Raw genomic sequence first — 23,984 nt, 5'->3', positions numbered from 1 at the left:
CTGTCTTAGGACGAATTCGTTAGCTATCAAAAGTAACGACTAACCGAGAAGCCCCCACTTCAAACAGTCCGTTAGGACGTTAAGTGGCGGGGAGTTCACTGCTCAATTTGTTTATCGTTAACTAAAATCATTAATTAAGCAAGTTTTATTACATTAACAATAGTCCCATTCATAGTTTGACTATTAGCCATTCCACTGCTTAATGCTAATATATTAACTCCTGGACCTGTATTAAATACAGCTGATGCACTTATTGATCCAGTAGCTGGAAGAGCAGCTCCTGAATTTGAATTCGTACTAGTTCCACTTATAACAGTTCCATTTAACTGAAATGCCAAACCTATTATACCAGTGCTACTTCCTGATGCAGTTTGATAATCGGCAAAATAAGTTTGATTAGGAGCCAATATAATATCAGTTGACCCGGGTACATGCGTAATTGCTGTTCCATTGAGAGTTTCATTTGTAGTAAGTGGAACATCCGCTCCGCCTGCAACAGTTATTGTTGCCTGATTGACAAAACTAGCATTATTAGCTGTAATAAGTGAACCCGATGCTCCTGTTGGCCCTGTTGCTCCTCCAGCAGGACCTGTTAATACAGGTGTTTGTATCACACTCTCTAACTTACTTTGTAACAACATCTGTGTTTTGAGTGCACTTTGTATCGTTCGATTCACACTTTCATTGACTACTAAAATTTCATCTAACGTAGCAGCTGGTGATAGCCCAGACAATGTTCCAATTGCATATTGAATTTTTTCTGCTTCCGCATTAATAATATGATAAGTTCAGGACAATAGTGACAAGCTTACACTTAATTCCAGGAAATCCCACTGCACACTCATATAATTAAATTATTTTTATATTAAGATAAAATACTTTCAGAAAACCTACTCTTCATTTTTCTACAAATTAAATTGTTCAAAGTATGCCTCATAAAAAAACTTTCAAATAATAAAGCCATAGAAAGTCTTGAGAGCTTATTAAAAACTAAATCACTTTGCCTTAAATAATTAGAGGATTCTCTCTATTAATAAAACCATAAAATTATAAAAAAAAGCTAAAGAAAAATGAGTCCAGTAAAATACCGGACTCATTTTCAAAAATAGTTGCTTAAAATGTATATCTAATATTTAAAATTCAGTTCTTTTTAGTTAACCTTTCCGGTTTATAACTAATCTTGATTACAACTCATTTACAGCCCTTTGATTGAAAGCGACAAAGTATGCTAGTGTTTTTCAAATCCATAACATCTTATTTATTACATCTTGTCAATTATAACCTGTCTTTTATACCACTGATTCAACTTATCCCCCGCAGTACTTGAAAGTCGCTTCGTTTTTTGATTGTAGAACCTTGAAAGAGTAGGTTGCGATATCCCTATTTCTACAGAAAGTTCTCTCATTGTTATTTTCTTTTTCGTATGCAGAAATGCCATCTTTTCCCGAATTAAATGTTCTCGTTCATCCAGATTTATGAGCTTATCATTTTTCTTCACAACAGCTTTTTCCGCTCGTTTTACATTGGTATTTTTCTTTTTAATCAAACTCTCCATTGAATTTATTAATTCTTTAGGTGGCAATATTCTAATACCTAATTGTGAATAATAATTTTTAAAACAATTCTTTTTTGTTAATTTTTCTTCATCTAAAGCATCTTCATACTCCCAATGTGAAATAACCTTTTCTTGTTCTAGATCCATTAAGACATTTTCTAGTTGGTCTCTAATTCTATTCGGTTTTTGATTTTGGTTAATACCCATAACCGCCAATAACCCTTTATCGCCTCCTATAGAATAAGGCCTGTTTAAACTAGAAAACATTTGTCGAATTCTCCATTGCCACGTTAAATAACGAATTAATCTTTTATGGTACTTATGCCGATAGCTATTATATTCAAGCGCCTTTTTAGAGAGTAATGCAGTTGTAGTACTTGAACCATATAAATAACTTGATAAGAAACTTCCTGGTTTAATACGACATGACTCTATTCCCATGTATTCATTGGTGTTCTTATCTCTCCATAGCACAACTGAATCTAATACAAATAGCCTTTTTATTACTTCACGTTTTACTTCGTAATACTTACCAGGTTCTGCACGATCATTCAATACAACAACCTCATTTTCATCATTAAGGTATATAAATATACTTGCTAAAGCTGCAATCCTTCTAGCAACTTTAATTTTATCTTCTGCTCGGTAATACTCAATTCCATTTGCTTTTGCTTTTGGAATACTACACATTTCTAAGACCTGTTCATATGAAAAATCAATGAATTCGTCGGGTGATTTCACTTCATTCAACCATTGAATAGTGATAGTATCTAGACAATCCGCTGTTAAGTCATCCATATTACTCATAACACCATCTACAAGTGTATTCCATCTTGCTGCTTCCTCTATATTTGTGAGTCTTAAGTCTTCATCTTTATGAGAAGAAAGTTGCGCCAATCCATTACTATCCTTTGTTTCAATTGGATAAGACTTTATTTTTGTTTCTTCATCTTCTTCAAATTGATTTTTCGCTATTCCATCTCTTAATTTATAGTAAACAGCAGAGTTATTAACCTCATAATAATCATCTTGTTTAACTTTATTATTCTCTAACGGAATCGAATTCATTTCATACTTACTCTTTACAACATCTAAGAACTCCTGTTGAATCAATATATCTATTGCCTCATGTATTTCATTTTTATACTGATCTATTTTCGTAAATATTTGTAAGGAAGACATTCCTTTTTTTTGTTGTTTTTTAAGCCACTGTACTAGTATTGAAAAAGAAGGGGAAAGATATGAAGAAGTTACTATCTTGCTACTATCTTCTTTTACATCCTTATAATAGGCATTCCATTTATGCCACAACACCTCATTATTTTTATAAATTGGTTCCGATATTAATAATGCATCACGAAACAATTGAAGAACTTTATCCATATGCCCCCTCCTTCTGGGTTAAATTTAAAATTATATGTATTTCCTGCTAAAATAATATTGCGACTTGAATTCTCTTATATTAAAACACGAAATATTAATAGAATTCCCACACTCTAAATCCCTGCCACATGAATGATTTTGCTTCTCATATTTCTTCTTTTATCTATTTTATAGAACAACTACAATTTTTATGACGTGTATAGCATTAAGTATATATGCTAATTACATCGCCATTATTAAATACCGCTATGGATTTTCATGTTCAACTGAAAATCCATAGCGGTATCATGTCCCTTTCACTATAAAAATGCATCACTATATTTACAAAACATTAAACTTTTTTAACCTCTCCATCCTTGATATAAAAGGATTTCCTCTATCAATTTAATATTAAACTTGAAAACTTATAGCGGTATCATGTTCCTTTATTTTTTAACTTACCCTCTTATACATCAACGTTTACAATGCTTTTTCTATGTTATTATCTTCAAACATTACATGAAAACTCATAGCGGTATTATGCTCCTTTTAAAAAAAAAAATGAAATACAAATAGCTATATTGTGGCCCTTTTAAACCCTAATAACTGGATATAAACACCATAAATTCAACGATTCAAGCAATCCTTCAAAAATGTACCCAAAATAAAAACATGAAAATCTAAATCTATATCACGTTCCTTTCACCATAATCTAAATGAAGTAAAATTATTGTTAAATCAGACTTTGATCACGCTTTCATATCTAATACTCCATTTTCTAGAAAGATGAAAATTCATAGCTGTATCATGTTCTTTATTTTTTTTTAGTATTCACGAAATCCCTTGAAGCACTAGGTTTAAACGGACGTTTCATCTTTTCATATTTCCCCTTAAAGGAGGCAATTTTCACTTTTTCAATTTGCTATAATCAAAACTGATACATTTTATAGTATTTTGGAAGATACTTCTGAATTTGCAGAACGGAGGTGAAAAAGATGGGGAAATCATTTATTATTCCTAATCAACGTAGCTTAAATGGAAAAACAACAAATGCTGTGTTAGTAACATTAAAATCTTGGCAAAAGCTTGTTAATGCATTTGAGGAGAAATACTATAGTTACAAAGATACATACTTAGAAGATATTTTGCAGTACATGACATACGAAGAACGCATTGCTGATATTGACGGTTTTGTTGAAAAAGCTAAACCATCTTTTTCACGTCGCGCACTGTCTGGAATTGCCGCGAAAACAGATAGAAAACATAAGTTATATGGTATTACGAATGCAGATCTTGAAGTGTTCTTATATCTACATAAAAAATGCTTTACAAATGGTGTCATTCCAAATGTAACAATACATATGATGTGGGAAGATTACAAGCAATATAAAGAAGAGTTTGCATACATTCAGCATTCTCAATTCTATATTGCTTTAAAGAAATTAAACTTACATAATATTATTTCCATTGAAAATGGTATAGATAGCCGATATACAATCAAACTAACTCATTTTATGAATAAGGAAACAGAAAAGGCAAATCCATATGTATATATTAGCCCTGTTGTATTTACAAAGGATTTCTTTAAGCTATCTGTAGCGGCTAAGAAACTATTCTTAGACATAGCCATGCAACAACATACAGAGACAACGTTAAAACGTTCTTTGGATAAGCAAGACGAACGAGGAAACAACACTCACTTTGGCGGGATGTATCGTTTTTTACATAAAAAATATCCGCACCAAATCCGTGCAGTGATTGACGAAGTAACAACTGCATTACCATGTACGGGCAATCCCCTATTCAAAATTTGTAAAATGCAAAAAGGTGTAAGACATACAAAACGATATACAACCTTATATCTATCAATCCATTCTGACTTCTTATGTTCGAAAGAATCTGGAGAAGAACAACATAGGGAGCCATTTACACCAAAGGCTACATATGCTCGTAAAGCAAAATTCATAGAATCAGTTTTACAAGAAATGAATATCGGCGAATTGTCTGCAAACATGAATAAATTCATTCATGTTTTAAAGCATACTTGCAATCGTCAAATTCGTAGTGTGATTCGTGGTCTTCGTGACATGGTTGATCGAAAAGAAGGATATCCAACGAAAATTGTATATACATTGAAAAAACTATTGCATCAAACATTTCAATATCAAATTCTTGATACGGCAGCAAAAGAAGGTATCTATCCTCTTATTGCGCAACATATACCAAAAGAGAGAAATAGTGACCGTGAACTGGCTGTATTTAATTTTGGTCTACATTATTCCATGTATTCTCTTCGTAACATTAAGAAAAAGTTTAGAGTCGTACATGAACTGCTGAAACAGAAATTTGCGGTACCAGTAACTGAAGAATCATACTACCGTAATCACCTAAGATATCAAGAAGAAATGTTATTTAGAAAATATGCATATGATCAGGGAGTGAATCTCCATGCTTATACCGCTTTAGAAATTAAAATGCGTGAAAAATTGAAAGTTGGTGGCCATAAAGAACGCTCAATTCCGAGTGATGTACGTGAATGGTTTATCGAAGCAATTGATAAACTACCACAGGAACAACTTCGTGTAATTGAGCTGCCAAAGCGGTTTAATTTACTAGAATTTATGCGTATCTTTGAACGCTTGGTACGCGCTGGTGTATCAATAATAACAGCGGACCAGGTGCTAACCGTAATGGAAACAAAATAACAATAACAAGCTCTCTATTTTTGAAAAAAACAAAAGTGGAGAGCTATTCGTATTTGCTTGATTAATAATTCTTTTCGAATTTCCTATATATTAATACCCACCTCGAAGGACGTCCTGTAAAAAGGAGTCTTTTTTTATGCACTTCTATACAAACCTCCTTCTGCCTATAGACTCCCCTCGACAAAATACAAATGAACACTCCTTGCAACAGGTAAAATAAACAGTTTTAATCAACAAAAAATCAGAAGGAAAAATATATAAATAGTGGATATGCGGATAAATATGACCCAATGTGAATAACATTTCCCCAAACCTCCCTAGAATACTAAAGTTGTTGGGGTCATCTAATAAAAATCATCAATAATAATGTGATTTATGTGTAAATACTGAGTAATGTTAACAAATATAAGCTTGATCTGAACAAATTGTGAGTAATTTGTTGATAAATACCGACCTCTTTACTAAAAATAAGGAAAATAAACCAATTTTTAGAAATTAAATAAATATAATTCAATATGTATCAATTTCTTTCTGATTTCATGTAGAAATATATGATCTGCTTTCTGCTTTTTTGTAGAATCGAAAGTCTAATAATCCTTGAAACTACAGATACATTTTATACCATTTGTGATTTTTTACGTTTTCATATCTAATTTTCCCTTACGTGAGTAGGTCATTTACCTATTTTTGATAACCTATAAAAGTTTTATCTTTATTTCTTTTTAATATATAAGATATAGCTTTATAATAGATTTTACTATAACTAGTATAATTGTTAATAAGATACCAAACACAATTAAGAATATTTTTTAATTCAGTTATAATAATGGTAATTAAATGTAGGACAAATTTCTCTTTGAAGCCTGCAAATATGAGGTTGTTTTAGAAAATTCGTCTACAACATAAAATATTCACTGTTCTATCGTCCTACAGAAAACCAAGCTAAGTTACGGTTTATATATGTCGAACGTACATTTGTTGTATAATAGATGCATATCAAAATGAAGGTGAAATGAATACTGATCAATAAAGCTTATAAATTTTGTATCTATCCAAATAAAGCACAAGCGCCCCTAATCAATAAAACGATTGGTTGTTCTCATTTTGTATTCAATCATTTCCTATCTCTATGGGATAACGCATACAAAGAAACAGGAAAAGGTTTAACATATGGTACATGTTCTGCCAAACTTCCTGCCATGAAGAAAGAGTTTGTTTGGTTAAAAGAAGTAGATAGTATTGCGATTCAGTCGTCTGTTCGTAACCTTGCGGATGCTTATACACGCTTTTTCGAAAAACTCGGCGACTCCACCTTCATCCTCATTAATTTTTTGCATGTTTTTCCATTCTTCAATTAGGATTTGAAACTGTTGCAACTCGGATTTATACTGGTCATTTGTTTCTGGAATGCGTACACGTACTCCTTCAGCTCGCTGCAGAGCGCGTTTGTATTCCGAATAGGTGATTAACTTCCCGTTTTCCACCATCGGCAATATTTCGATTGTGATTGGCGATTCATCATTATGAGTGAAATAATAATTAAAATATTGAAGATCCTCCAAATCGGAATTTGCGTTTTTATACGAGAACCCCATGCCTATCAAGCTAAGCATTAGTTATGTAACTACAATTAGCATAACTAGCCACATCATAGGTTGCTGTATAAGCCCTGTGCTTCTTTTTCTTAAAAATAGACATGACAAATAAGCGTCCAATTTGGGCGTTTTTTTGCTTATGCAGCTGTTTTCATTTTCCCTCTTTGCTCATATACAACACCCAGAATATCAAAAATGGTTTTCTTCCCATACCGGTGGGATTTTCGCCCGTTTTTCTCCAAGAGCTTGTACAGACGAAGAAGTATGCCTGTTAATTGCTGAACATCCTGTTGAATAGCTTGATACAGAAGCGGCAGATAGTCATGTATCATATAGATCGCTTTGTATTCACTCAGCTCCTTTTTGCGTTTTCGCAGGAGTAACTCTCGCATTCGAAACATAGTTGATGAGCAGATGAGAATGCGGATGAGTTGCCCATAGATATGGCACTCCAGCCGCTCTATCTTCACTTTTTTACATACATGAATGGCAAAAAGGGATTTCCATGTTTTAAATAGAATTTCTATTTGCCAGCGCAGGGAGTAAAAGTCATGAATTTGGTTCATTTCTACATATTCCGCAGGAATATTCGTACAGTAGAGATTGATGGCACTGAACTGTTTTCTTTTTTCTTTATAAATGATTCCCTTTTTCTTCTCCCTCTTTGCCATATCCTTTTCCCGGTTTCGCGTTTGTTGTTCCGTCAGCCGATACAGAATAACTCGGGCGGGAAGCTTCTCATACATGCCAATATACACCTCTGATAATTCAATGGTTTCTCCGGGTTGTAACGTTTCTAAGAACTGTGCGACATCAATCTGAATAAATTCGGAATGCTTTTTTATTGTTCCATTGCGAAACATCTCAGGATTAGGGTTTTTGTAATAGATACGAGTATTCAGTTTCAGCCTCGAAAGAAAATATGCTTCCCTTTCAGCAATGTCCCGAAAATCCTCTAACGAAAAATAGCCAAGGTCTCCAATGCAGACATCATCTTTTTCCAGAGAATCTATACACTGCGAACCATATACCTGGTCATTTTCTTTCCCTTCTCCTACATGAAGATGGAGTACATCTCCGCTCAATAAGTCACATTCAAAATGAATTTTCACGCCAGCTTTATGAGCACTTCCACCAGCACCTGCATACTTACTTGCGAATATATCAGGTAATTGAAATACGGTTGAATCGAGTACACGAATGCGACAAAAATGTTCCGTATGAACACCACAAATAGCAGGTTGTGTTGCAATCTTCTTTTGAAGCAATTCAGTGAGAATGTCGTGCATTAGTTGCACAGCAGCGGGGTTAAATCCTTCATTCAGTCCCTGTGGACTGATAAGCACCTCTGTCGCAGCTTCTAATGTGCTACATAATTGATTAAGAGAGGAAGATGCAATTTCGTGACTGAGCCAGACACACAGTGACACAAGGTTTTACTCATTGTACTTACTTGTCCTGCGGACAAATCTTACTTCTTTTGCGAGTCTGTGAAGGATTTTAGGGGACAAATGACTATATAGTTCCTGTGCAAAGAGTTGCAGTTGTTCGTACAATGAAGTATTCATAAAAAAACACCATCCTTATCAATTACTCTACTAAAAGGATAGCGTATTTTAGGCATATAGGGGATACATATGGAAATTAGTTTGATGGGCATGTGCTTAAACCTGATAAACGAAACAAACGCAATTATTCCATTAAGAAAAATGATAGAATAACAAGGTTTTTGGAGATATTTGTAGAATAATTGTCTGTAATGAAAGAAAAATTAAGTTTCCTTAGTTAAGAAAAGGGCAGAAAGGACAATAATTTGAATGGATAAATGGGATTGTTTAAAGCAACAAATAAAAGAAAAGTAAAAAAAGCATAATACAGATAGACCTTTTGTTCTTGCGATAGATGGTTTAAGTGGTGCTGGGAAAACGACACTAGTACATCAACTAAAAAATGTCCTAGATAATGTAGTAATTATCCATATAGACAACCATATTGTTGAGAAAGCTAAGAGATATAATACAGGGCACGATGAATGGTTTGAATACTATCAGTTACAATGGGATACTAATTATCTAAAAGAACACTTATACGACAAATTGTATCAAAATGAAAAGTATTTATCTTTGCCATTTTACAACAAGGAAAAAGATACATTTACACAGAGAACGATAAAGATACCACCTAAAAGTATTGTAATCATTGAAGGTATTTTTCTTTTGAGGGAAGAATGGAAAACATTTTATCATTTTAGCCAAGAAAACTCCTTCCTCAAGGAACGTGAAGGGCCGCAGCCCAGTGAGTAAGTGGGAGATGAATTGGCTAAAATGATAAAAAGCTAATTCGATTTTTCTCCGTCATATCAATCCGTTTTGCCTTTTCGTCATATACACGTAGTCCGTTCCATACCTGGACAATTCCTTCGATGTCCAAATCATGCAGGTCTGATAAATCCTCAGTGTCGTCAAACTCTTTCATAGATTTCTTGAACTGTACCATGTGATCTCTAATTGTGGACTCAATTTCTTCAATCGTGACATACACTTTGGTGGAAAGAGACTGGTCTTCGCTGTTGTAAAATTTAGAAATAACTGTAAGAGTAGAGAAATACGCTAAATACAATTCACGATTGGATTTCAGTTTCATCTTTTCCCGTAATTCCTGATTGGAGTAACTGAACAGCTCATTATCCATGTTAGGCACTATATACAACGCATCTTCTGTTTCTAATATCTTCATGTTGGCTTTTTATTCAATTAATTTGTTCAGAATTTCTTGTACTTGTTCTTTTGTATACAATTGATACATTTCCCGCTCTCTCTTTTCGATTTCCCCCTTTTTCAAGAGCATGAGAAACAATTCAAACGCCACTTCTACATCACTTTTGTCCCAATACATATAAGTTCCCCCTTTGAATCGTGAAATTCACCAAAATATATCCGCTTTCCAAGGTGATTGGTTCTCCATTTGGATTAATCGATACACATCCAATTTCTTCGTATTCTGGATACTCCAACGTTAATTCGTGCAGGTGTCTTGCAAGTGGCTCTACAAATGGTAACAATTCAGTTGGAATCACTTCAATATTCTTAACTTTTGAGATGTTAGAAAAAGGTGAATTGCACTGTTTTATTTCTCCAATATTTGAGAACTCTCTGTATCAAAAAAACATAAAATACTACAATAAGAAAACCGTAGAAATAAAAAATTTCTACGGTTTTCGCATTAAAATCTCTAATATTGATTATAAAGTGGGGTTTGAATCGAACTTCAATCTTTCTTTTCTCTTTTGTACACTTAGACCAGAAATTCATACTATGAACCTCATATAAACGTCAATACACATCCACCTTGATAAAAAAGTCTTAATTTAACAGTATTAGGATATACCTACATAATCATTTCTAACCCTAAGTGACTCACTTTACTATATCTAAACACTGATACACCAATAACTAAAAAATCTTCTAGTTCACTCTCTAATAGCTCGTATTCATCATAATGAATATATAATTTAACCATTTTGTAAACTAGCCTTTTCATATTGCTAAAAATAACAGGTTTAGCTATAAAACGCTAAGTATTTTCACTCTGTCTCTAGCTACGAATTGAATTTTTTTAATCAACTATAGAAACAATATATTCTCCTCTTTGGTCCCCTGACTTAATAACGCCTAATTCCTTTAGTTTATTCAAGTTCTTAGCGATACTCGAGGAAGAAGCGTTTAATGTCTCATCAAATATATTTCTATGGAACACTTCACCATCCTCCATGCGAATGATTAATTCTAGCATTATTTTTGCGTGCCCTTTTCCAAGCAACTCTTTTACATGTTTGATTTTATCGTATCTTTGTAGTTCATTTAACACTTTTGTTAATGAAGCATTTACGCACTCTAGGTAAAAGATTAAAAATGGTTTTAAATTTCCTTGGGTAGCAAACATTAAAGTATCATAGTAATCCTCTATTCTTTTATCGAAAAACTCCTCAACACTAAATGCATCCTTAATTTTAGATAGATCATGGTGGATTAATCCAACAAGTGTAGAAAAGGCACGTGCTGTTCTACCATTACCATCAGGGAAAGGATGAATATAGCCAATTACATGGTGTGCAATTCCGGATATTAAAAGAGCATGAACCTTCTTTTCTGGAATTTCTTTAGATGAATATGGATTTTCACGTCCCGTAACACTTATAAATAACCATTCAAAGAAAGCTTGCATTAGCTTCGGTACGTCATTAAAATTCGGTGGTTGATAACTTACATTCCCATCGCCATCTTGCAATGCAACAGGGATTTTTCGATACCCTTCTGGATAACTAGTTAAGTCTTTCATAAGCAATTGTTGAATATTTTTTAAAACCTTTTCATCTATATCTGAAAAATCTTCTTCTGGTTTTAAATTATAAAGATATTCATAAGCTTCAAATACATTTCGCACCTCTAATTGTGCTTTTTGTTTGATTGTCATTGGTTTCTTTTTGTAATCTTGATATAGTGATTCGACATCTTTGTATTTCAATTTATTTTGCTCGATTTTTGTTGTGAAATGAGCTGTACGAACGATTGAGTTGCGAAGAATTGTTGGTTTTAGAGGATGACTTTTTAAACCTAATCTAGCTAATGCTCCTATATTTCTTTCGGCTTCCAGAATTAATTGCTGGATATCATAATCAAATGGGTTAAATTTAGGGTTAAATATTAGTTTGTTATCCTTTTCTGCAAAGTGTTCATTTGAAAAAATATATGTCATTTTACATCTCTCCAATACATTAATAAATGTTTATATTTCAAGCATTTAACTTATATTATATTATATTACGTTACACTTATTATGTACATTGATATTTACACTTAAACATCTTCATATATTATCCATTTAAATTAAATTTTAACAGCTGATTATTGAGATTCTACATTACTTGAAATCTAACATTAAAGAAAATAAGTAATGATTTGAATTAGTAGAATGTTTAAATAAATCGATTATGATACTCTAAAGGTTATCGGAGGATTAAAAAACAAATGAAGCCAGAACTTTTCAAAGGTATCTTCATGGTGAAGGCATTGAAACAAGAGCTATTAATAGGACCTTCTCTGCTTTAAAATCCTTATTTAATTATTTAGCTAGGAATACAGAAAATGAATAAGACGGGAATTACATCTCTCGTAATGTTATGGATAAAATTGAGCTTCATAAGGAGAAAGTTGATGTAGCCGCAAGAGCAGATGACGTTGCAAACATAATATTTAATGAAAAGGATGATGTAGCCTTTCTACAATTTTTAGTAAATGATTACGGAGAAATGCTGAAAGATATATCACCAAGAAAATAAAATTGTTTTCAGAGTGATAAGGAAAGAGATATAGCCATTATAAGCCTTATTTTAGGTACTGAGCTTCGAATTTCTGAGGTAGCTAGTCCTTACTATCTCTAGTATAAACTTCCGTCAGGGAACCGTTAAAGTGACTCGTAAAGGTAATAAAAGTTCTTCCATATTAGCTACTCGCTCTTACTTAGATGATGTTCAGGAATATATAAAGGCTCGCCCTAGTAAATATAACTGCCCTCAAGATGAAGACTTACTTTTCGTAACAAATTATAAAGGGAAATATACGCAGCTAACGGTTAGAGCTATACAGAAGTTAATCGATAAGTATACAAGTGCATTTGATGAGAAACGCAGCCCCCATAAACTACGGCTTACATATGCAACTAATCACTATAAAGAAAATAAAGATTTGCTTTTGCTGCTCGATCAACTTGGCCATACTTCAGTAGAGGTGACTAGTATTTATACGAATATTAATAATGAGAAGAAACGTGAAGCTATTGATCGATTAGAAAGAAGGCAATTTGAATAGCATCAACTCATCCATTTTTATTAATCAAGCTTGCATATTTTACGTAATACAAAACGTATGTTACAATAACTTCTTCATCACTTATTAACTAGGGCTTTCATCCTTTTAGAAAACCATCGTAAAGAAAGATACGATGGTTTTCTTGTGTTTTGTATTTTGTTTTATCACTAGTTAATCTTGCTTTTATATTAGAAACATCATAACTTTATTTCAAAGCTACAAAAGATGTTTAAAAAGGCAGAGTGACATAAAGCGCTACGTCCCTCTACTAAATACTAGTTTCTACAGCAAACAAAATATATTTACTAATTCTTCTGTGCCACTTTTAATATATCCATTTCATACTCAAGTTCTTTTGTCTCTAAATTAAAAAAATCCATCGTCATTGCAAGCACTTTACCATTTATATTCCTTTTAGATCCCCATAAACGAACCGCTTTTTTTATTTTACTGTCCTCAAAAGTAACCTGGACTGTTCTCAGTTCCTTTCCCTCTACATATTCACGGGATATCCAACATTCTTTAAACTCTAGGGTTCCTTGTAGCATAGAGAGAACATAACTAAACATCACTTCTTCTAGTTCTGGAAAACCAAGCCCCTTCTTCTCAAGACAGATGTATTCAAAATCTAAAACGTTCGTAAAATGATAGATATGCTCTTTTTTAGGTTGCACTATAATTCCTCCATAACAATAAAGCTATTAATATTGATTTGAAATATATTTTGATTAAAAGATGTTACTTATAATAACCTTATTCCGCATTAACAAGTTGACTTTCATCAAAGGGATTCATTATCAATATGTATTTTTTATTACCCAATCTCAGATTCACCTTATAAGGGCTATTTAAATTAAACATGTATATCTCTGGTTCAAAGTCATGTTTAAATTTATAACGACGAGCCGCATTTTCAATGACTATATACACATACTCAGCAAAACTATCTGGCTCCATACAATCGTCCCATATTTCTTTCCACTTCGTTTTATCGGCAACTACTTTATTTTTAAAATTAAGAGATAGAGTACTATATCCCATTAAAATTCCACTTCCTTCTAATATTTCATCTGATTATATAAGACTAACTTATTAGCATTACTAATAAATTGATTCTTAAATTACAGCAAAACCATCTAGTAACGATATTTCAAATCTAAGTTGTCATAACTATCATAATACGTTCTACCGAAAGCATAATCTTTTTTCGATCCCTTTTTTATAATGTATCCTGTTTCTATAAATGGACTCCTCATATTCTGGCAATGAGCACTACGATGCCCGTCTCCTTGTCCATGAAGATGCCATGTCGCACAATATGGGCACCAAACTGCAAGATTCCCACTTTCATCTCTTTCATACGCTAATAATACAGGCAATGATCTTTCGCCTTTATTTAATCTCATATGTATCCTCCTAATAAAAATATTAAATTATAATATACAAAAATAAAGATTGATAAAATATAAGTTTTCGTTCGATTACAAGAATTCTTTTTATAATAACTTAAAATGGAGAGATATATGTATACTCATAAGAATTTGTTTCTGGATTAAAACTACTAATTCTTGTGCCACTATAACTATCCATATATATTTTTTCACCATTTACTTCTTTTTCCTTAGGTGGAAAGAAACTATCTAGTATTAACACCCATGCGGTTGGTACATTTTCTTCAAAATATATATTTGTTCTCTTCGCAAGATTACTAGTCCGAATATTAGATGCCTGTACTTCGATTGCCAATTTTAGCTCTTCTTTCCCATCAATTGTTTGCAATACCGCTACATCCGCACGTGAAATTTCTTTATGCCTTTTCTCTTCTTTTACGATGTAACCAGCTTTACTAAATAATTCATATAAATATTTCTTAGTTCTAGCACGTGCCAGTGATTCAAAGGAAAAACAATGTTCTTTATCTAAATGAAAAAAATATGGATTTTTATTAACTATCTTAGATCCTTTATTAAACGACATGATGTCTTGGCAGATTGGACACTTTGCCTGATATAACGCTTTTCTACCTCTTATATACTTAGCTTCCTTATCATTACCTATAACCATAGAATCTAGCTCTATATATCTTTTCTTTTGAAACTCGATTAATTTACCACTGGGAAATATCTTCTCCAATCATCAAAATACTCGATATAAGATTACTGCATTTAATATACACCCTTTCAAAAAGGAATATTATTACCATCCGTTGAATTCATCATAATAATATTAATTCATTAAGATTTATGAATGTACAAATTTAATTATTATTAGAAATGCTATGATTATTTATTTTTATCTTCTGATTCTTATTGATAAATGGTTCAAAATTAACTATAGAGCAACTCACATTTGCTATAATAATAATTAAATAGGTTTAGATAAGAAAATTGATTCAGTATAACTCTAGATCATCTCATTATATTGTAAATAAAAGTATATTATTTATATTCAGTCATATTTTCACTGCACTTATTCTCTTTTTTATTATATCTATTTAGGCTGTTCAACGAGTACCAGGTAAGATCCAACCATCATAATCCTCATTTTAGGCTCCGGCCTTCGATTTTCTCTTATTACTATTTCTGGTATAAATTTTCGTCAGTTCACCATCTGCCATATAATAATTTAAAATTAATATATAATGACGTAACTAACTTCATAATAAAATAAACTGTACTAAACATTGGCTTAAAAGGATGTATGTCCGAATAGAAGTATCAATTAAACACGGATTTAATGTAAAATTAGTTATTCAAAGTATCCTTTTCCCCTTACAAAATGTTACAATAATGATCATATAAGGTATTCTTTATTGATAATTACAGAAAGGGTGAAAAAATTGATTGAAACACAATTAATTCATTTCTACAAAAAACGATTAAGTAATTTCAGTTTAGTGTTTGAGCGATTAGTCATTAACCTCGTCATTTGTTTCATATTCTTTATTATAACAAGTTCTTATCTTCTTTCTTTAGCTAATGAAAACGATCCGTTCTCAGTCTTTTCATTCATACTATTAGCCGTAATAATAAACATTATAATATTACATATAATTTTTATGAGACCCTCTAATATTTTTGCTAGAAATGAATATAAAACTAAATTTCGTAGCACTCAGTGGGAATTATTCCGGATATTATTGCTAAAAGAATTTATATTTTCAAGTAAGCTTTTACAAGAAAAGAACGGGGAAGAAAACATAAAAAAACTAGAATCTTTAATTGAATTACTTCAAACTAGGTTAGATAACAACAAAAAACAGAGTATTTTAGAAATTTTAGGTTCAAATATTAGCACAACCCTTATTTTCTTTATTCCTGCTTGGGCAGCATTTAACAGTCAAATTTTTATACATAATAAACTAACATTAACTCAGGGATTGATGCGTCTTGGAGGATTAGTGTTAATTCTTTTTATATCTATATACTTTCTTTCCCTATTTAAAAGTGCATTTAAAGATTTTAATTTCTTTTCAACAAATAAATACATAGGTGACCTAATTGACCTTTTAAATCAACTAAAGGTTATTCTTGATAATCCTCATTATTTCGAAAAGCATCATCCCGAAAGATTAGAAAACTTGGCTAAAAATCTAATAAAAAACTATGAATCTACCCAAAAAAAAGAGGTGCGTTTTTCCTTTAAAAATATACAGTGGAAAAAGCTATATTACTCCCCACTCAAACGCATAGAAGAAAAAAATACCTGATAATATTTTTTTGTAATCAGCTGGGAAACTCCTATAAAAAAGAGTTTTGTTAATAGTTTGCGCTCATTTTGTAGAACCCCCATTTCCATCAAGCTAGTGTTTTAAAGTATCCCCAAAAATTAAAAAACGAACCGTAATAGACTATAGTAGCAACATAGTTTTTTTGCTTTTTAAATAAGGAAGCCACTTAACGCTCTAAAGGCATAGGGGAATTATGGATATGTAAGAGTCCCGAATCTACTCACTAGACATACTTTAAACCCTTAAGAGATAAATGAGCCAAAGTTATAAAATAATATTTATAAGCTCCTTAAAATTATTATAAAGAAAATAAAGGTCTTGTACTACTTCAAGATCAACTTGTTCATACTTTTCTAAAAGTTACTAGTATCTATACAAAATATTAATAATGAGAAAAACGTAAAGCTATTGAACTTATAGAACGGCGACAATTTGAATGAAAAACACAAATAATTGCACAAAATCAACATTTTGTGCAATTATTTTTTGGGAATTAAATGGTTATATCTTCTCTCCTGTTCATTAAAGTAAAAAAAACGAAATTACACCACCCACAAATTTAGACGGTGTAACAATAAACTCATTTAATTTCAGCAATTAATTCTAAGACGACTGCTATTTATTATTCAATGAGTTAATAATTTTAGTCATAAATTCTATATTATTTACAACAAGCAACATAATTTGTTTTCTAGCGCGAGTAACGGATTGATAGAACATTCTCTCCGGATCATAATAATTTGCTTTTCTTACAGCAATACTATTTTGATTATCATAATAAAAAGTAGAACCAACTAAAACAAGTACTTTATCAAATTCTTGCCCTAGAACTCCATGTGCATTTAAGCCTCTGTTCAGTTGCATTCTCCTTATTGCTTCACCATTAAAATTTTGACCTGTATAGTCAATAATCTGCCACCCTTCGTTTTCCATTCCTTCTGCAAACCCTCTCGCTTGGCTAATTTCATCAAAATAATGGATAGATATATTTTGGGTATTTCTACAGTATTTCATATGTTCTAAGTTAAACAAGCCTTTGATGAAAGCTCCAAGTTCTTTATTTGTTCTAATCTTTTTACTTAGTTTGAAATGCTGATGATTGTTTAAAGAGCAGAGTGTATTTAAATTATTGTAATTACGTTCACGAATTGAAAGTATTTGCTTTGGATCGATAGAAAAGATACCGATTATATTATTATCCTTTATGTATTTGATAATATCCTTCAGCTGCGAAGGATACATTCTTTGTGTTTCATCAACAAAAATAACCTGAGGACTAAGTTGTTGAATCTGTTTAACATTTTTAATAGGAATTATATTCCATTTATATTGTTGGTTTAATTTTAAATGTCCTATGTTTAAATCCCCTGTATGAACTATAACGATGTCATTTGTTTTATTGAATCCTTTTGCTAAATCATAAAGCAATAACGTTTTTCCAGTTCCGGGTAACCCTTCTAAGATTGTAAACTGGGACAAGTTTTTTAGTATTTTGTCCTTAAATTCTTGCTGCTGTTTTGTCAAAAAATATGATCCTTTATTGAATTTCTTGATATCATTAAATGGAGACACCAAGAAATATGATGGATTAAACAAGGTATCTAAATTTGAATGGTGTTCTATTTTTTGACTAACTAAAAGTTTTTCGAAAACATGAAAATCTACTGGCTGAAGAGTTTCATCATCACCCAATTGATAAAAACTATGATCTTCTGCAATATAAGTGAATAATTTCAAGCTTTTACCTAATGAAGATAAATAATATTTATTTTTGACTAGCTGCTCCCGAGCAGCATCTCCTTGCATAATAGATTTTATTTCTACATTCAGGATGTAATTTTCGCCAAATCTAAGCAGATCAAATTCCTTATCTATTTGAGGTATCTTATAACCTACATAAAAATATCCAAAGAATCTATCCTCCACATTTAAATTATCAATAAAAGCAGAAATCTGATCAATCTCTGCATTGCTAATATTAAAATTGAAAAAATTTTTAATTCCTTTAAAAGCTTCCTCTGGTAAATTTTTATAACTGCTAACTAAAGAATTTAAATCAATTGGTTTTTTCACTACATTCTCCTACACCTATAAATTTTCTAGACAATCCTATTCATTATACATCCTAAGATTAATACATTAAGTAATTAAAATATTAATACGATAAATCATTTTTCAATGCTTCTATGTATACATCCTTGACTAAGTTGAAGAAACCAATATATTCTCCAAAATAACTGCTGAATTTCTTTATAAATTCTTCTCTTTCTTCTGTATGATGAGACCATATTGACATACTCCCCATCAATTCTCCTATTTCTTTTTCAATTTCTTTTAATTCATCTGGTGATATACCTTCTGAGTAATCATTAAACCATTCCAACCAATCCGCAATTAGCTCCTCTACAGAGGATATTCCGGATTCTGGGCAGAAATTAAATTGCCTTTTTCCTGCTGCGATAAATGTGTCTAAATCATTTAAAATTAGACGAATTATATATGAAGTACTCACTTTTCCGATACTATGTTTCATATTTTCTCCTCCTTATCATTTTTTTCTTCCAATGAAATGTGTTTGTTATACCATTTATTTATTTTTCCTTTGTAATACTTTTCGACTTCGTAATCCGGAATCCAAATTTCGCGATCATAGATTTTACTCATAACACTTTCTAAAACATCCTCATGTTCTCTTGATTTCAATCTACGGTTATGAACCTTAATCTTCTCTATATAGGCCTCTCTCAGCCAATTTGATATGGTTTCACACTGTTTTTGCTTTAGGTGTGACCATTTCTTATTCGTTTGCAGTAATTGTCCTTTAGAACTCCTAATATGATTCTTCATTGATGTCCTCACCCCCTATATTATTTTACTCATTGTTTATTTGAACCGAAGACGCAGCGCATCCCAAATCGGGTAACAGCATATGTCGTTCCAATTTTGCGAATTGAACCTTTTGGAAAATCATTAATCCTTTTACGTAGTGTTGATGCATCAATTCCCCATTCTTCTATTGCATCCGTACTACTTAGAATTTCATTATCCAACAGATTAAGGGGATTCCATTCGACATCTTCATAATCAAAACCATCCAGCTCTAACTGTTGTAAAAGGTCTCTTTCATCCCCTTTTACAGCAAACAAATTATGATCATCTCCCCGGTGTACTTCTTCTAATGTGCATACATCTAGAAATTCATGTCCAGTTACCTCAATCGTACTATTCTCAGATACATAATAATAGATACCTTCTTTCACCTTGAATATAGACTTATTCCATACTCCATCTTCACTAGTACCCTCAAAAATTCGTTCGGCTTTCATTTTCGGACACTCCCCTTTCACGCAAGCGTGAATTAATTAACTTAATCTTATCACGTTTGCGTGAATTGGTACAAGTTAAAGTATTAAAGCATATAAAATCGATATAAATTGACTGTTTTTTCTGAATTTTATTGAAAAATAACTCGAAATCACTCAAATAATGCTGCTGTTCTGCTATGATGATACTAATTAAATAGGATTAGGATACTTCTATAGGATGGGGGAATATATAATGAGTGTTTTAGTAAAGGGGAATGAGCAATTAACCTCTCTATTGAACGATTGGTACCAATCTATGTTATCTCAACAAGTTTTAAAAGCTACCAATTTAAAAAAGGAAATCGATGAAAAAATTAGTAAATTAAGTACTGAGCCGAATCAAGATTGTCAGGATCAAAATTTGCTACTATATTACTCACTACTTGAGTTTCGTTACACAGTCTTAACAGATAGCCTTAGTATTCAAAAAAACAGTTTTGATACTATTAGCGATTATGATATGCCTACAGACCAATTTCTTCGCTTTTATTATCACTTTTTCAAAGCCATGCATGCCACTTTTATCGCAAATTATACTATGGCGGAGGAACATTATAAACAGGCAGAAAAGATACTAGTAGATATACCGGATGAAGTTGAACATGCTGAATTCTATTATAGAATCGCTACTTTTTATCACCATACTTATAACATGCTCACTTCAATTGAATACGCAAATAAATCAAAAGAAATCTTTTCGAAGCATGAAGGCTATGAAGTGAAAGCAGCCTTTTGTAATAGCTTGCTAGGCGGCTGCTGTATCTATTTAAAGCAGTACGAACAAGCAGAAGAATATCTAAATTCTGCAATTGATTTACTTAAAAAGAATAAGGAAGAAGATTCCTTGTTATATGTAAGAAGTACAATAGGGTGGCTATATTCTGATCAAAACATGTCTACTTTAGCTATTCGTCATCTTTCAGAAGTAACAGCTAAAATGCCTACGCACTTTAAGGCTATCTTCCTAGAAGCTAAGGAACATTATAAATTAGGAGAACAATCGGCAGCCAGCCAACTCATTGATAAGGGATTACAGATCTGCAGGGGAATTAATAACGAGGAATATACGCATCACTTCTCTATTTTAAATAGCTTAAACGAAAATATTCCATTGGAAGAATTAGAAAAAATCATTCAAGAAGGAATTGTGTACTTTGAGAAAGAAGAGTTATGGGATTATGTTGTGGAATATGCTGAATTATTTGCTACAATATGTAGAAAATTAGAAAACCACAAAAAGGTAAGTGACTATTTCCATGTTTGTTATCAAGCTAGACGAAAATCCATCGAAAAAGGAGCGTTAAAATAATGAAAAAAATTATCTTATTATTATCTGGTATTGCTTTTATTGGGGCGTTAACGGTGGGAATTACTCAGTCTTCTCAGACAGACCAACTTGCTACTCATGGACATTACCCTTCTCCTACATATAGTGTCGGCGACCATGGTGGTGCACCACAACAAATTTAATCTAAGCGCATTTAAAAGTCCTCACTTATTGTGAGGACTTTTGTTATACTATCTAACACTCGTCTATAAACCTAGTACACTAACAATCTGGCAAGCTTTGAAATTCTCAATATGATAGTACATCTCTAATCCTCTTCTTTCCGAACGTAGGATCTTTCCTCTCATTTTTGATAGATGCTGAGAAACAGTAGATTGTGGTATTTTTAATATATCTGTCAATTGCGTTACATTACAGATTCTATGATGATTTAACTCCTTCACAATTTGTAATCTAACTGGGTGTGCCATGATTTTTAATAATTCTACGTCTGCCTCTGGAATTTGGTTCATTTCTTTTTTATTTTGTAATGTTGTCATTTTTAATATCTCCTTTTCTATATTCCATTTTTATTTTTTTATCGAATTAATTGACGTTTTACATGTTCATGTCTGTTTATATACAAGGTGTTTTATCGGTTTCCCTCTTCTATCTTTCGTCTCTAAAGTATAAAAGTATAATAATAGCTAAAAATCCAACAAAAGATAACATAGGAATCGTAATAAAACCAAATAAATTCAAGTAATCTTCCGTACAAGAAACTCCTACGGAACATATCTTCATCTCGCTTGCAGGAAAGGTTTGAATCGTTATTTGATAAACAGCTAGTAATAAGCCGATACATGCAAATGGGAATGCATATGTACTTACCAACGGGTCTTTTCTATACATGCCAACACCTAATATCAGTACTAATGGATACATGACCATCCTTTGGTACCAGCATAAATCACATGGTGGAAGTTTCATCCATTCACTAAAAACCAAGCTTATAAGCATTGCACTTGTAGCTATCATCCAAGCAATTGCAATATGATACTTTCGAATTAACGCCATTCTTCATTCACCTCATTTAATGATTTGCTCTACTTAGCGTCCGTATGTGATTAGCTTATTTCCATGCTTTGAGAATCCTGTCTCAATGGAAAGTATCCAATCGTTGATATCTTCCCAATCATATCCTTTTTCTTTTAGTTCTATCGGGAACTTATTCTCGAAATCATCCCGCATTTCGTACATACTTTCCAATGCTTTTTCCATTTGACCAAATTTATAAAAAATGTGCGTGTTTACACGTTTGTTTCTCTTTTCTGATACAGCCAAATATACGTATCGTTTTTCTTTCGCTAAAACGAATTTTAAGAATCCCGCTACCTGACTCATCTCTTCCATCTCCTTCACGGTTTTCCTTACCACTCTCTTTTTAGTGCGAGTAAGGAAAACTTTCTCTCTTACAGTTTAATTCAATGAATATCTCATTTTTTTGCTTTGAAAATACAAAAAAACACTCATCATCACAATGTTTATTACACCAGCTGCAGCTCCAATTTTCGAGATAACATAAACATATTCATTACTACTAAATGGCAACAGACTCGCGAAAATAAATAAAGTTGACATAATAAAAGATAAGAGCATATTTCTTTTGTTCTCATTCATCATGAAGCCTCCTTTTTGTACAAGTATTTGTATTCATACTTAGTAAGTACAAATTGGGTATTAAGCCGCATCATTACGGTTATAATGATGTTTCTTTTCATTCACAAAACCTTTGATACTCCACACTCCACTTTTAGTTGATTTTGCTTTCTTTTCTGCATCTAACATTTGTGGAAGCAGCGTAGTGTTCGGTTTAGTAATATAAGCTACAATCCCGTATCCTAATTTGACCATTAATTCATTTACATGTATTCCCTCGCAAAATATATACGCTAATTTTCTGCCATACTTGTCTTCTTTTTGTCCATGATCATATACCAGGGTTACATCTTTTCCTTCTATTTGTTTCTTTAGAAAAGAAGATGCTTCTTTACCCATCTTTTGTGGCGGAATCTTTCGAGAAACAGATTCAGGGGTGTCTAATAAAAGTAACCTTACCGTCTGCTTCTTCCCGTTTACTTTCACATCTACTGTATCTCCGTCTTTTACATGTATTACTTTTCCTTTACCCGTTTCTAAGCCTTTTAATTTGTCCCTGTATGCTTCCGGAATATCAACATTACTCTTTCCTTCTACATTCTGCTGGATTGCTTCCTGGGCCGTTTGTGCAGGCCTCGAATCATTTGTTTGTGTCGAACTGCTGCATGCTGTAATTTGAAAGACTAATGATGTTACACAAGCAATCTTAATCCATGGTTTCATACCGTAGTATCCTTTCCTATTAGTATCACTCTACTTAATATACAAATGGACTATATGCTGGATTAACTTCTTTATAATCACAACACAAGCAAAAACGAACCCACTTTGGATGTTCGTTAAACGTAGCCCTGAATGATTGCTTTTTACATTTGGGAC

At 32.2% G+C, this 23,984-nt stretch carries 25 protein-coding genes and 6 pseudogenes; 8 read left to right on the top strand and 23 right to left on the bottom strand.

Features of this window, described 5'->3' with window-relative positions; all coding sequences use genetic code 11:
- Nucleotides 1-134: 134 nt before the first annotated feature.
- The 3 genes and pseudogenes from MR155_RS28390 to MR155_RS28385 all read right to left on the bottom strand — a co-directional run.
- Nucleotides 135-776: an alpha-helical endospore appendage domain-containing protein gene (locus tag MR155_RS28390; protein WP_472927181.1), complete on the bottom strand. Its 642-nt coding sequence runs from the start codon at nt 774-776 to the stop codon at nt 135-137.
- Nucleotides 777-1,261: 485 nt separating this feature from the next.
- Nucleotides 1,262-1,459 (bottom strand): annotated as a pseudogene (locus MR155_RS32305) (helix-turn-helix domain-containing protein); the annotation flags it as partial.
- A gap of 68 nt (nt 1,460-1,527) precedes the next feature.
- Nucleotides 1,528-2,938, bottom strand: a pseudogene (locus tag MR155_RS28385) (XRE family transcriptional regulator); the annotation flags it as partial.
- Between the two features lie 974 nt (nt 2,939-3,912).
- Here MR155_RS28385 and MR155_RS28380 point away from each other — a divergent pair.
- On the top strand, nt 3,913-5,622 hold the full coding sequence (locus MR155_RS28380; RefSeq protein ID WP_242311759.1) for a hypothetical protein: 1,710 nt from the start codon (nt 3,913-3,915) through the stop codon (nt 5,620-5,622).
- A 1,016-nt stretch (nt 5,623-6,638) separates the two neighbouring features.
- Nucleotides 6,639-6,920: pseudogene (locus MR155_RS28375) on the top strand (helix-turn-helix domain-containing protein); the annotation flags it as partial.
- Here the strand turns inward: MR155_RS28375 and MR155_RS28370 are convergent.
- Nucleotides 6,843-7,217 carry a hypothetical protein gene (locus tag MR155_RS28370; RefSeq protein ID WP_242311758.1) on the bottom strand — a complete coding sequence of 125 codons (375 nt, stop codon included), beginning with the start codon at nt 7,215-7,217 and terminating at the stop codon, nt 6,843-6,845. The pseudogene MR155_RS28375 and the gene MR155_RS28370 sit on opposite strands and share 78 nt — an antisense overlap.
- A gap of 137 nt (nt 7,218-7,354) precedes the next feature.
- Nucleotides 7,355-8,785 (bottom strand): annotated as a pseudogene (locus MR155_RS28365) (IS4 family transposase).
- 330 nt (nt 8,786-9,115) lie between these two features.
- Here MR155_RS28365 and MR155_RS28360 point away from each other — a divergent pair.
- Nucleotides 9,116-9,520, top strand: coding sequence for a nucleoside/nucleotide kinase family protein (locus MR155_RS28360; protein ID WP_242311763.1), 405 nt, complete (start codon nt 9,116-9,118; stop codon nt 9,518-9,520).
- Nucleotides 9,521-9,536: 16 nt separating this feature from the next.
- Here MR155_RS28360 and MR155_RS28355 read toward each other — a convergent pair whose 3' ends face one another.
- From MR155_RS28355 to MR155_RS28340, 5 genes are all read right to left on the bottom strand, one after another.
- Entirely contained in the window at nt 9,537-9,953 is a 417-nt protein-coding gene (locus tag MR155_RS28355; protein ID WP_277958781.1) for a DUF6063 family protein, read from the bottom strand.
- 9 nt (nt 9,954-9,962) lie between these two features.
- Nucleotides 9,963-10,112, bottom strand: coding sequence for a hypothetical protein (locus MR155_RS28350; RefSeq protein ID WP_242311756.1), 150 nt, complete (start codon nt 10,110-10,112; stop codon nt 9,963-9,965).
- A complete protein-coding gene (locus MR155_RS28345; RefSeq protein ID WP_242311755.1) occupies nt 10,093-10,293 on the bottom strand; it encodes a hypothetical protein in 201 nt (66 codons plus the stop codon). Before MR155_RS28345 ends, MR155_RS28350 begins: the two co-directional genes overlap by 20 nt.
- 311 nt (nt 10,294-10,604) lie before the next feature.
- On the bottom strand, nt 10,605-10,736 hold the full coding sequence (locus tag MR155_RS31900) for a hypothetical protein (protein ID WP_277958780.1): 132 nt from the start codon (nt 10,734-10,736) through the stop codon (nt 10,605-10,607).
- A gap of 96 nt (nt 10,737-10,832) precedes the next feature.
- Nucleotides 10,833-11,972 carry a Fic family protein gene (locus tag MR155_RS28340; protein ID WP_242311754.1) on the bottom strand — a complete coding sequence of 380 codons (1,140 nt, stop codon included), beginning with the start codon at nt 11,970-11,972 and terminating at the stop codon, nt 10,833-10,835.
- Between the two features lie 271 nt (nt 11,973-12,243).
- Here MR155_RS28340 and xerS point away from each other — a divergent pair.
- Nucleotides 12,244-13,084 (top strand): annotated as a pseudogene (gene xerS / locus MR155_RS28335) (tyrosine recombinase XerS); the annotation flags it as partial.
- A 305-nt stretch (nt 13,085-13,389) separates the two neighbouring features.
- Here xerS and MR155_RS28330 read toward each other — a convergent pair.
- From MR155_RS28330 to MR155_RS28315, 4 genes are all read right to left on the bottom strand, one after another.
- Nucleotides 13,390-13,758 (bottom strand): hypothetical protein, encoded by a 369-nt coding sequence (locus MR155_RS28330; protein WP_242311753.1) that lies wholly within the window; start codon nt 13,756-13,758, stop codon nt 13,390-13,392.
- 79 nt (nt 13,759-13,837) lie between these two features.
- Entirely contained in the window at nt 13,838-14,125 is a 288-nt protein-coding gene (locus MR155_RS28325) for a hypothetical protein (RefSeq protein ID WP_242311752.1), read from the bottom strand.
- Nucleotides 14,126-14,220: 95 nt separating this feature from the next.
- Nucleotides 14,221-14,490: a hypothetical protein gene (locus MR155_RS28320; protein ID WP_088610576.1), complete on the bottom strand. Its 270-nt coding sequence runs from the start codon at nt 14,488-14,490 to the stop codon at nt 14,221-14,223.
- Between the two features lie 100 nt (nt 14,491-14,590).
- Nucleotides 14,591-15,217 (bottom strand): competence protein CoiA family protein, encoded by a 627-nt coding sequence (locus tag MR155_RS28315; RefSeq protein WP_242311751.1) that lies wholly within the window; start codon nt 15,215-15,217, stop codon nt 14,591-14,593.
- A 925-nt stretch (nt 15,218-16,142) separates the two neighbouring features.
- On the opposite strand from MR155_RS28315, the gene MR155_RS28310 reads away from it, so the two are divergent.
- Together MR155_RS28310 and MR155_RS32300 are read left to right on the top strand one after the other, a co-directional pair.
- On the top strand, nt 16,143-16,793 hold the full coding sequence (locus MR155_RS28310; protein WP_242311750.1) for a hypothetical protein: 651 nt from the start codon (nt 16,143-16,145) through the stop codon (nt 16,791-16,793).
- Between the two features lie 314 nt (nt 16,794-17,107).
- Nucleotides 17,108-17,254: pseudogene (locus tag MR155_RS32300) on the top strand (tyrosine-type recombinase/integrase); the annotation flags it as partial.
- A gap of 175 nt (nt 17,255-17,429) precedes the next feature.
- On the opposite strand, the gene MR155_RS28300 reads toward MR155_RS32300, so the two are convergent.
- From MR155_RS28300 to MR155_RS28285, 4 genes are all read right to left on the bottom strand, one after another.
- Nucleotides 17,430-18,887, bottom strand: a complete 1,458-nt coding sequence (locus tag MR155_RS28300; RefSeq protein ID WP_242311748.1) for an ATP-binding protein — start codon at nt 18,885-18,887, stop codon at nt 17,430-17,432.
- Between the two features lie 82 nt (nt 18,888-18,969).
- Nucleotides 18,970-19,347 (bottom strand): hypothetical protein, encoded by a 378-nt coding sequence (locus tag MR155_RS28295; RefSeq protein ID WP_242311746.1) that lies wholly within the window; start codon nt 19,345-19,347, stop codon nt 18,970-18,972.
- The gene (locus MR155_RS28290) at nt 19,344-19,661 is read right to left on the bottom strand and encodes a transposase (protein WP_242311745.1); all 318 of its coding nucleotides are present in this window, start codon (nt 19,659-19,661) and stop codon (nt 19,344-19,346) included. The genes MR155_RS28295 and MR155_RS28290 overlap by 4 nt, the downstream gene beginning before the upstream one ends.
- Nucleotides 19,662-19,690: 29 nt before the next feature.
- The gene (locus MR155_RS28285; RefSeq protein ID WP_242311744.1) at nt 19,691-20,140 is read right to left on the bottom strand and encodes a helix-turn-helix domain-containing protein; all 450 of its coding nucleotides are present in this window, start codon (nt 20,138-20,140) and stop codon (nt 19,691-19,693) included.
- Between the two features lie 232 nt (nt 20,141-20,372).
- Here MR155_RS28285 and MR155_RS28280 point away from each other — a divergent pair, with 232 nt between their 5' ends.
- On the top strand, nt 20,373-21,488 hold the full coding sequence (locus tag MR155_RS28280; RefSeq protein WP_242311743.1) for a response regulator aspartate phosphatase: 1,116 nt from the start codon (nt 20,373-20,375) through the stop codon (nt 21,486-21,488).
- Complete coding sequence (locus tag MR155_RS28275; RefSeq protein ID WP_242311742.1) at nt 21,488-21,649, top strand: hypothetical protein; 162 nt, start codon at nt 21,488-21,490, stop codon at nt 21,647-21,649. The genes MR155_RS28280 and MR155_RS28275 overlap by 1 nt, the downstream gene beginning before the upstream one ends.
- A 63-nt stretch (nt 21,650-21,712) precedes the next feature.
- Here the strand turns inward: MR155_RS28275 and MR155_RS28270 are convergent, their stop codons facing one another.
- The 5 genes from MR155_RS28270 to MR155_RS28250 form a co-directional block, all read right to left on the bottom strand.
- Complete coding sequence (locus tag MR155_RS28270) at nt 21,713-22,006, bottom strand: ArsR/SmtB family transcription factor (protein WP_002069816.1); 294 nt, start codon at nt 22,004-22,006, stop codon at nt 21,713-21,715.
- A 109-nt stretch (nt 22,007-22,115) separates the two neighbouring features.
- Nucleotides 22,116-22,523: a disulfide oxidoreductase gene (locus MR155_RS28265; protein WP_242311741.1), complete on the bottom strand. Its 408-nt coding sequence runs from the start codon at nt 22,521-22,523 to the stop codon at nt 22,116-22,118.
- A 33-nt stretch (nt 22,524-22,556) separates the two neighbouring features.
- A complete protein-coding gene (locus MR155_RS28260) occupies nt 22,557-22,850 on the bottom strand; it encodes a hypothetical protein (RefSeq protein ID WP_002139809.1) in 294 nt (97 codons plus the stop codon).
- A gap of 75 nt (nt 22,851-22,925) precedes the next feature.
- Complete coding sequence (locus MR155_RS28255; RefSeq protein WP_016102814.1) at nt 22,926-23,126, bottom strand: hypothetical protein; 201 nt, start codon at nt 23,124-23,126, stop codon at nt 22,926-22,928.
- Between the two features lie 60 nt (nt 23,127-23,186).
- Nucleotides 23,187-23,828: a thermonuclease family protein gene (locus MR155_RS28250; protein WP_242311738.1), complete on the bottom strand. Its 642-nt coding sequence runs from the start codon at nt 23,826-23,828 to the stop codon at nt 23,187-23,189.
- Nucleotides 23,829-23,984 lie beyond the last annotated feature (156 nt).

It is taken from the genome of Bacillus cereus group sp. BfR-BA-01331 (assembly GCF_022663915.1).
Classification (GTDB): Bacteria; Bacillota; Bacilli; order Bacillales; family Bacillaceae_G; genus Bacillus_A; species Bacillus_A mycoides.
This window is presented reverse-complemented; position numbering and strand designations above follow the sequence as displayed.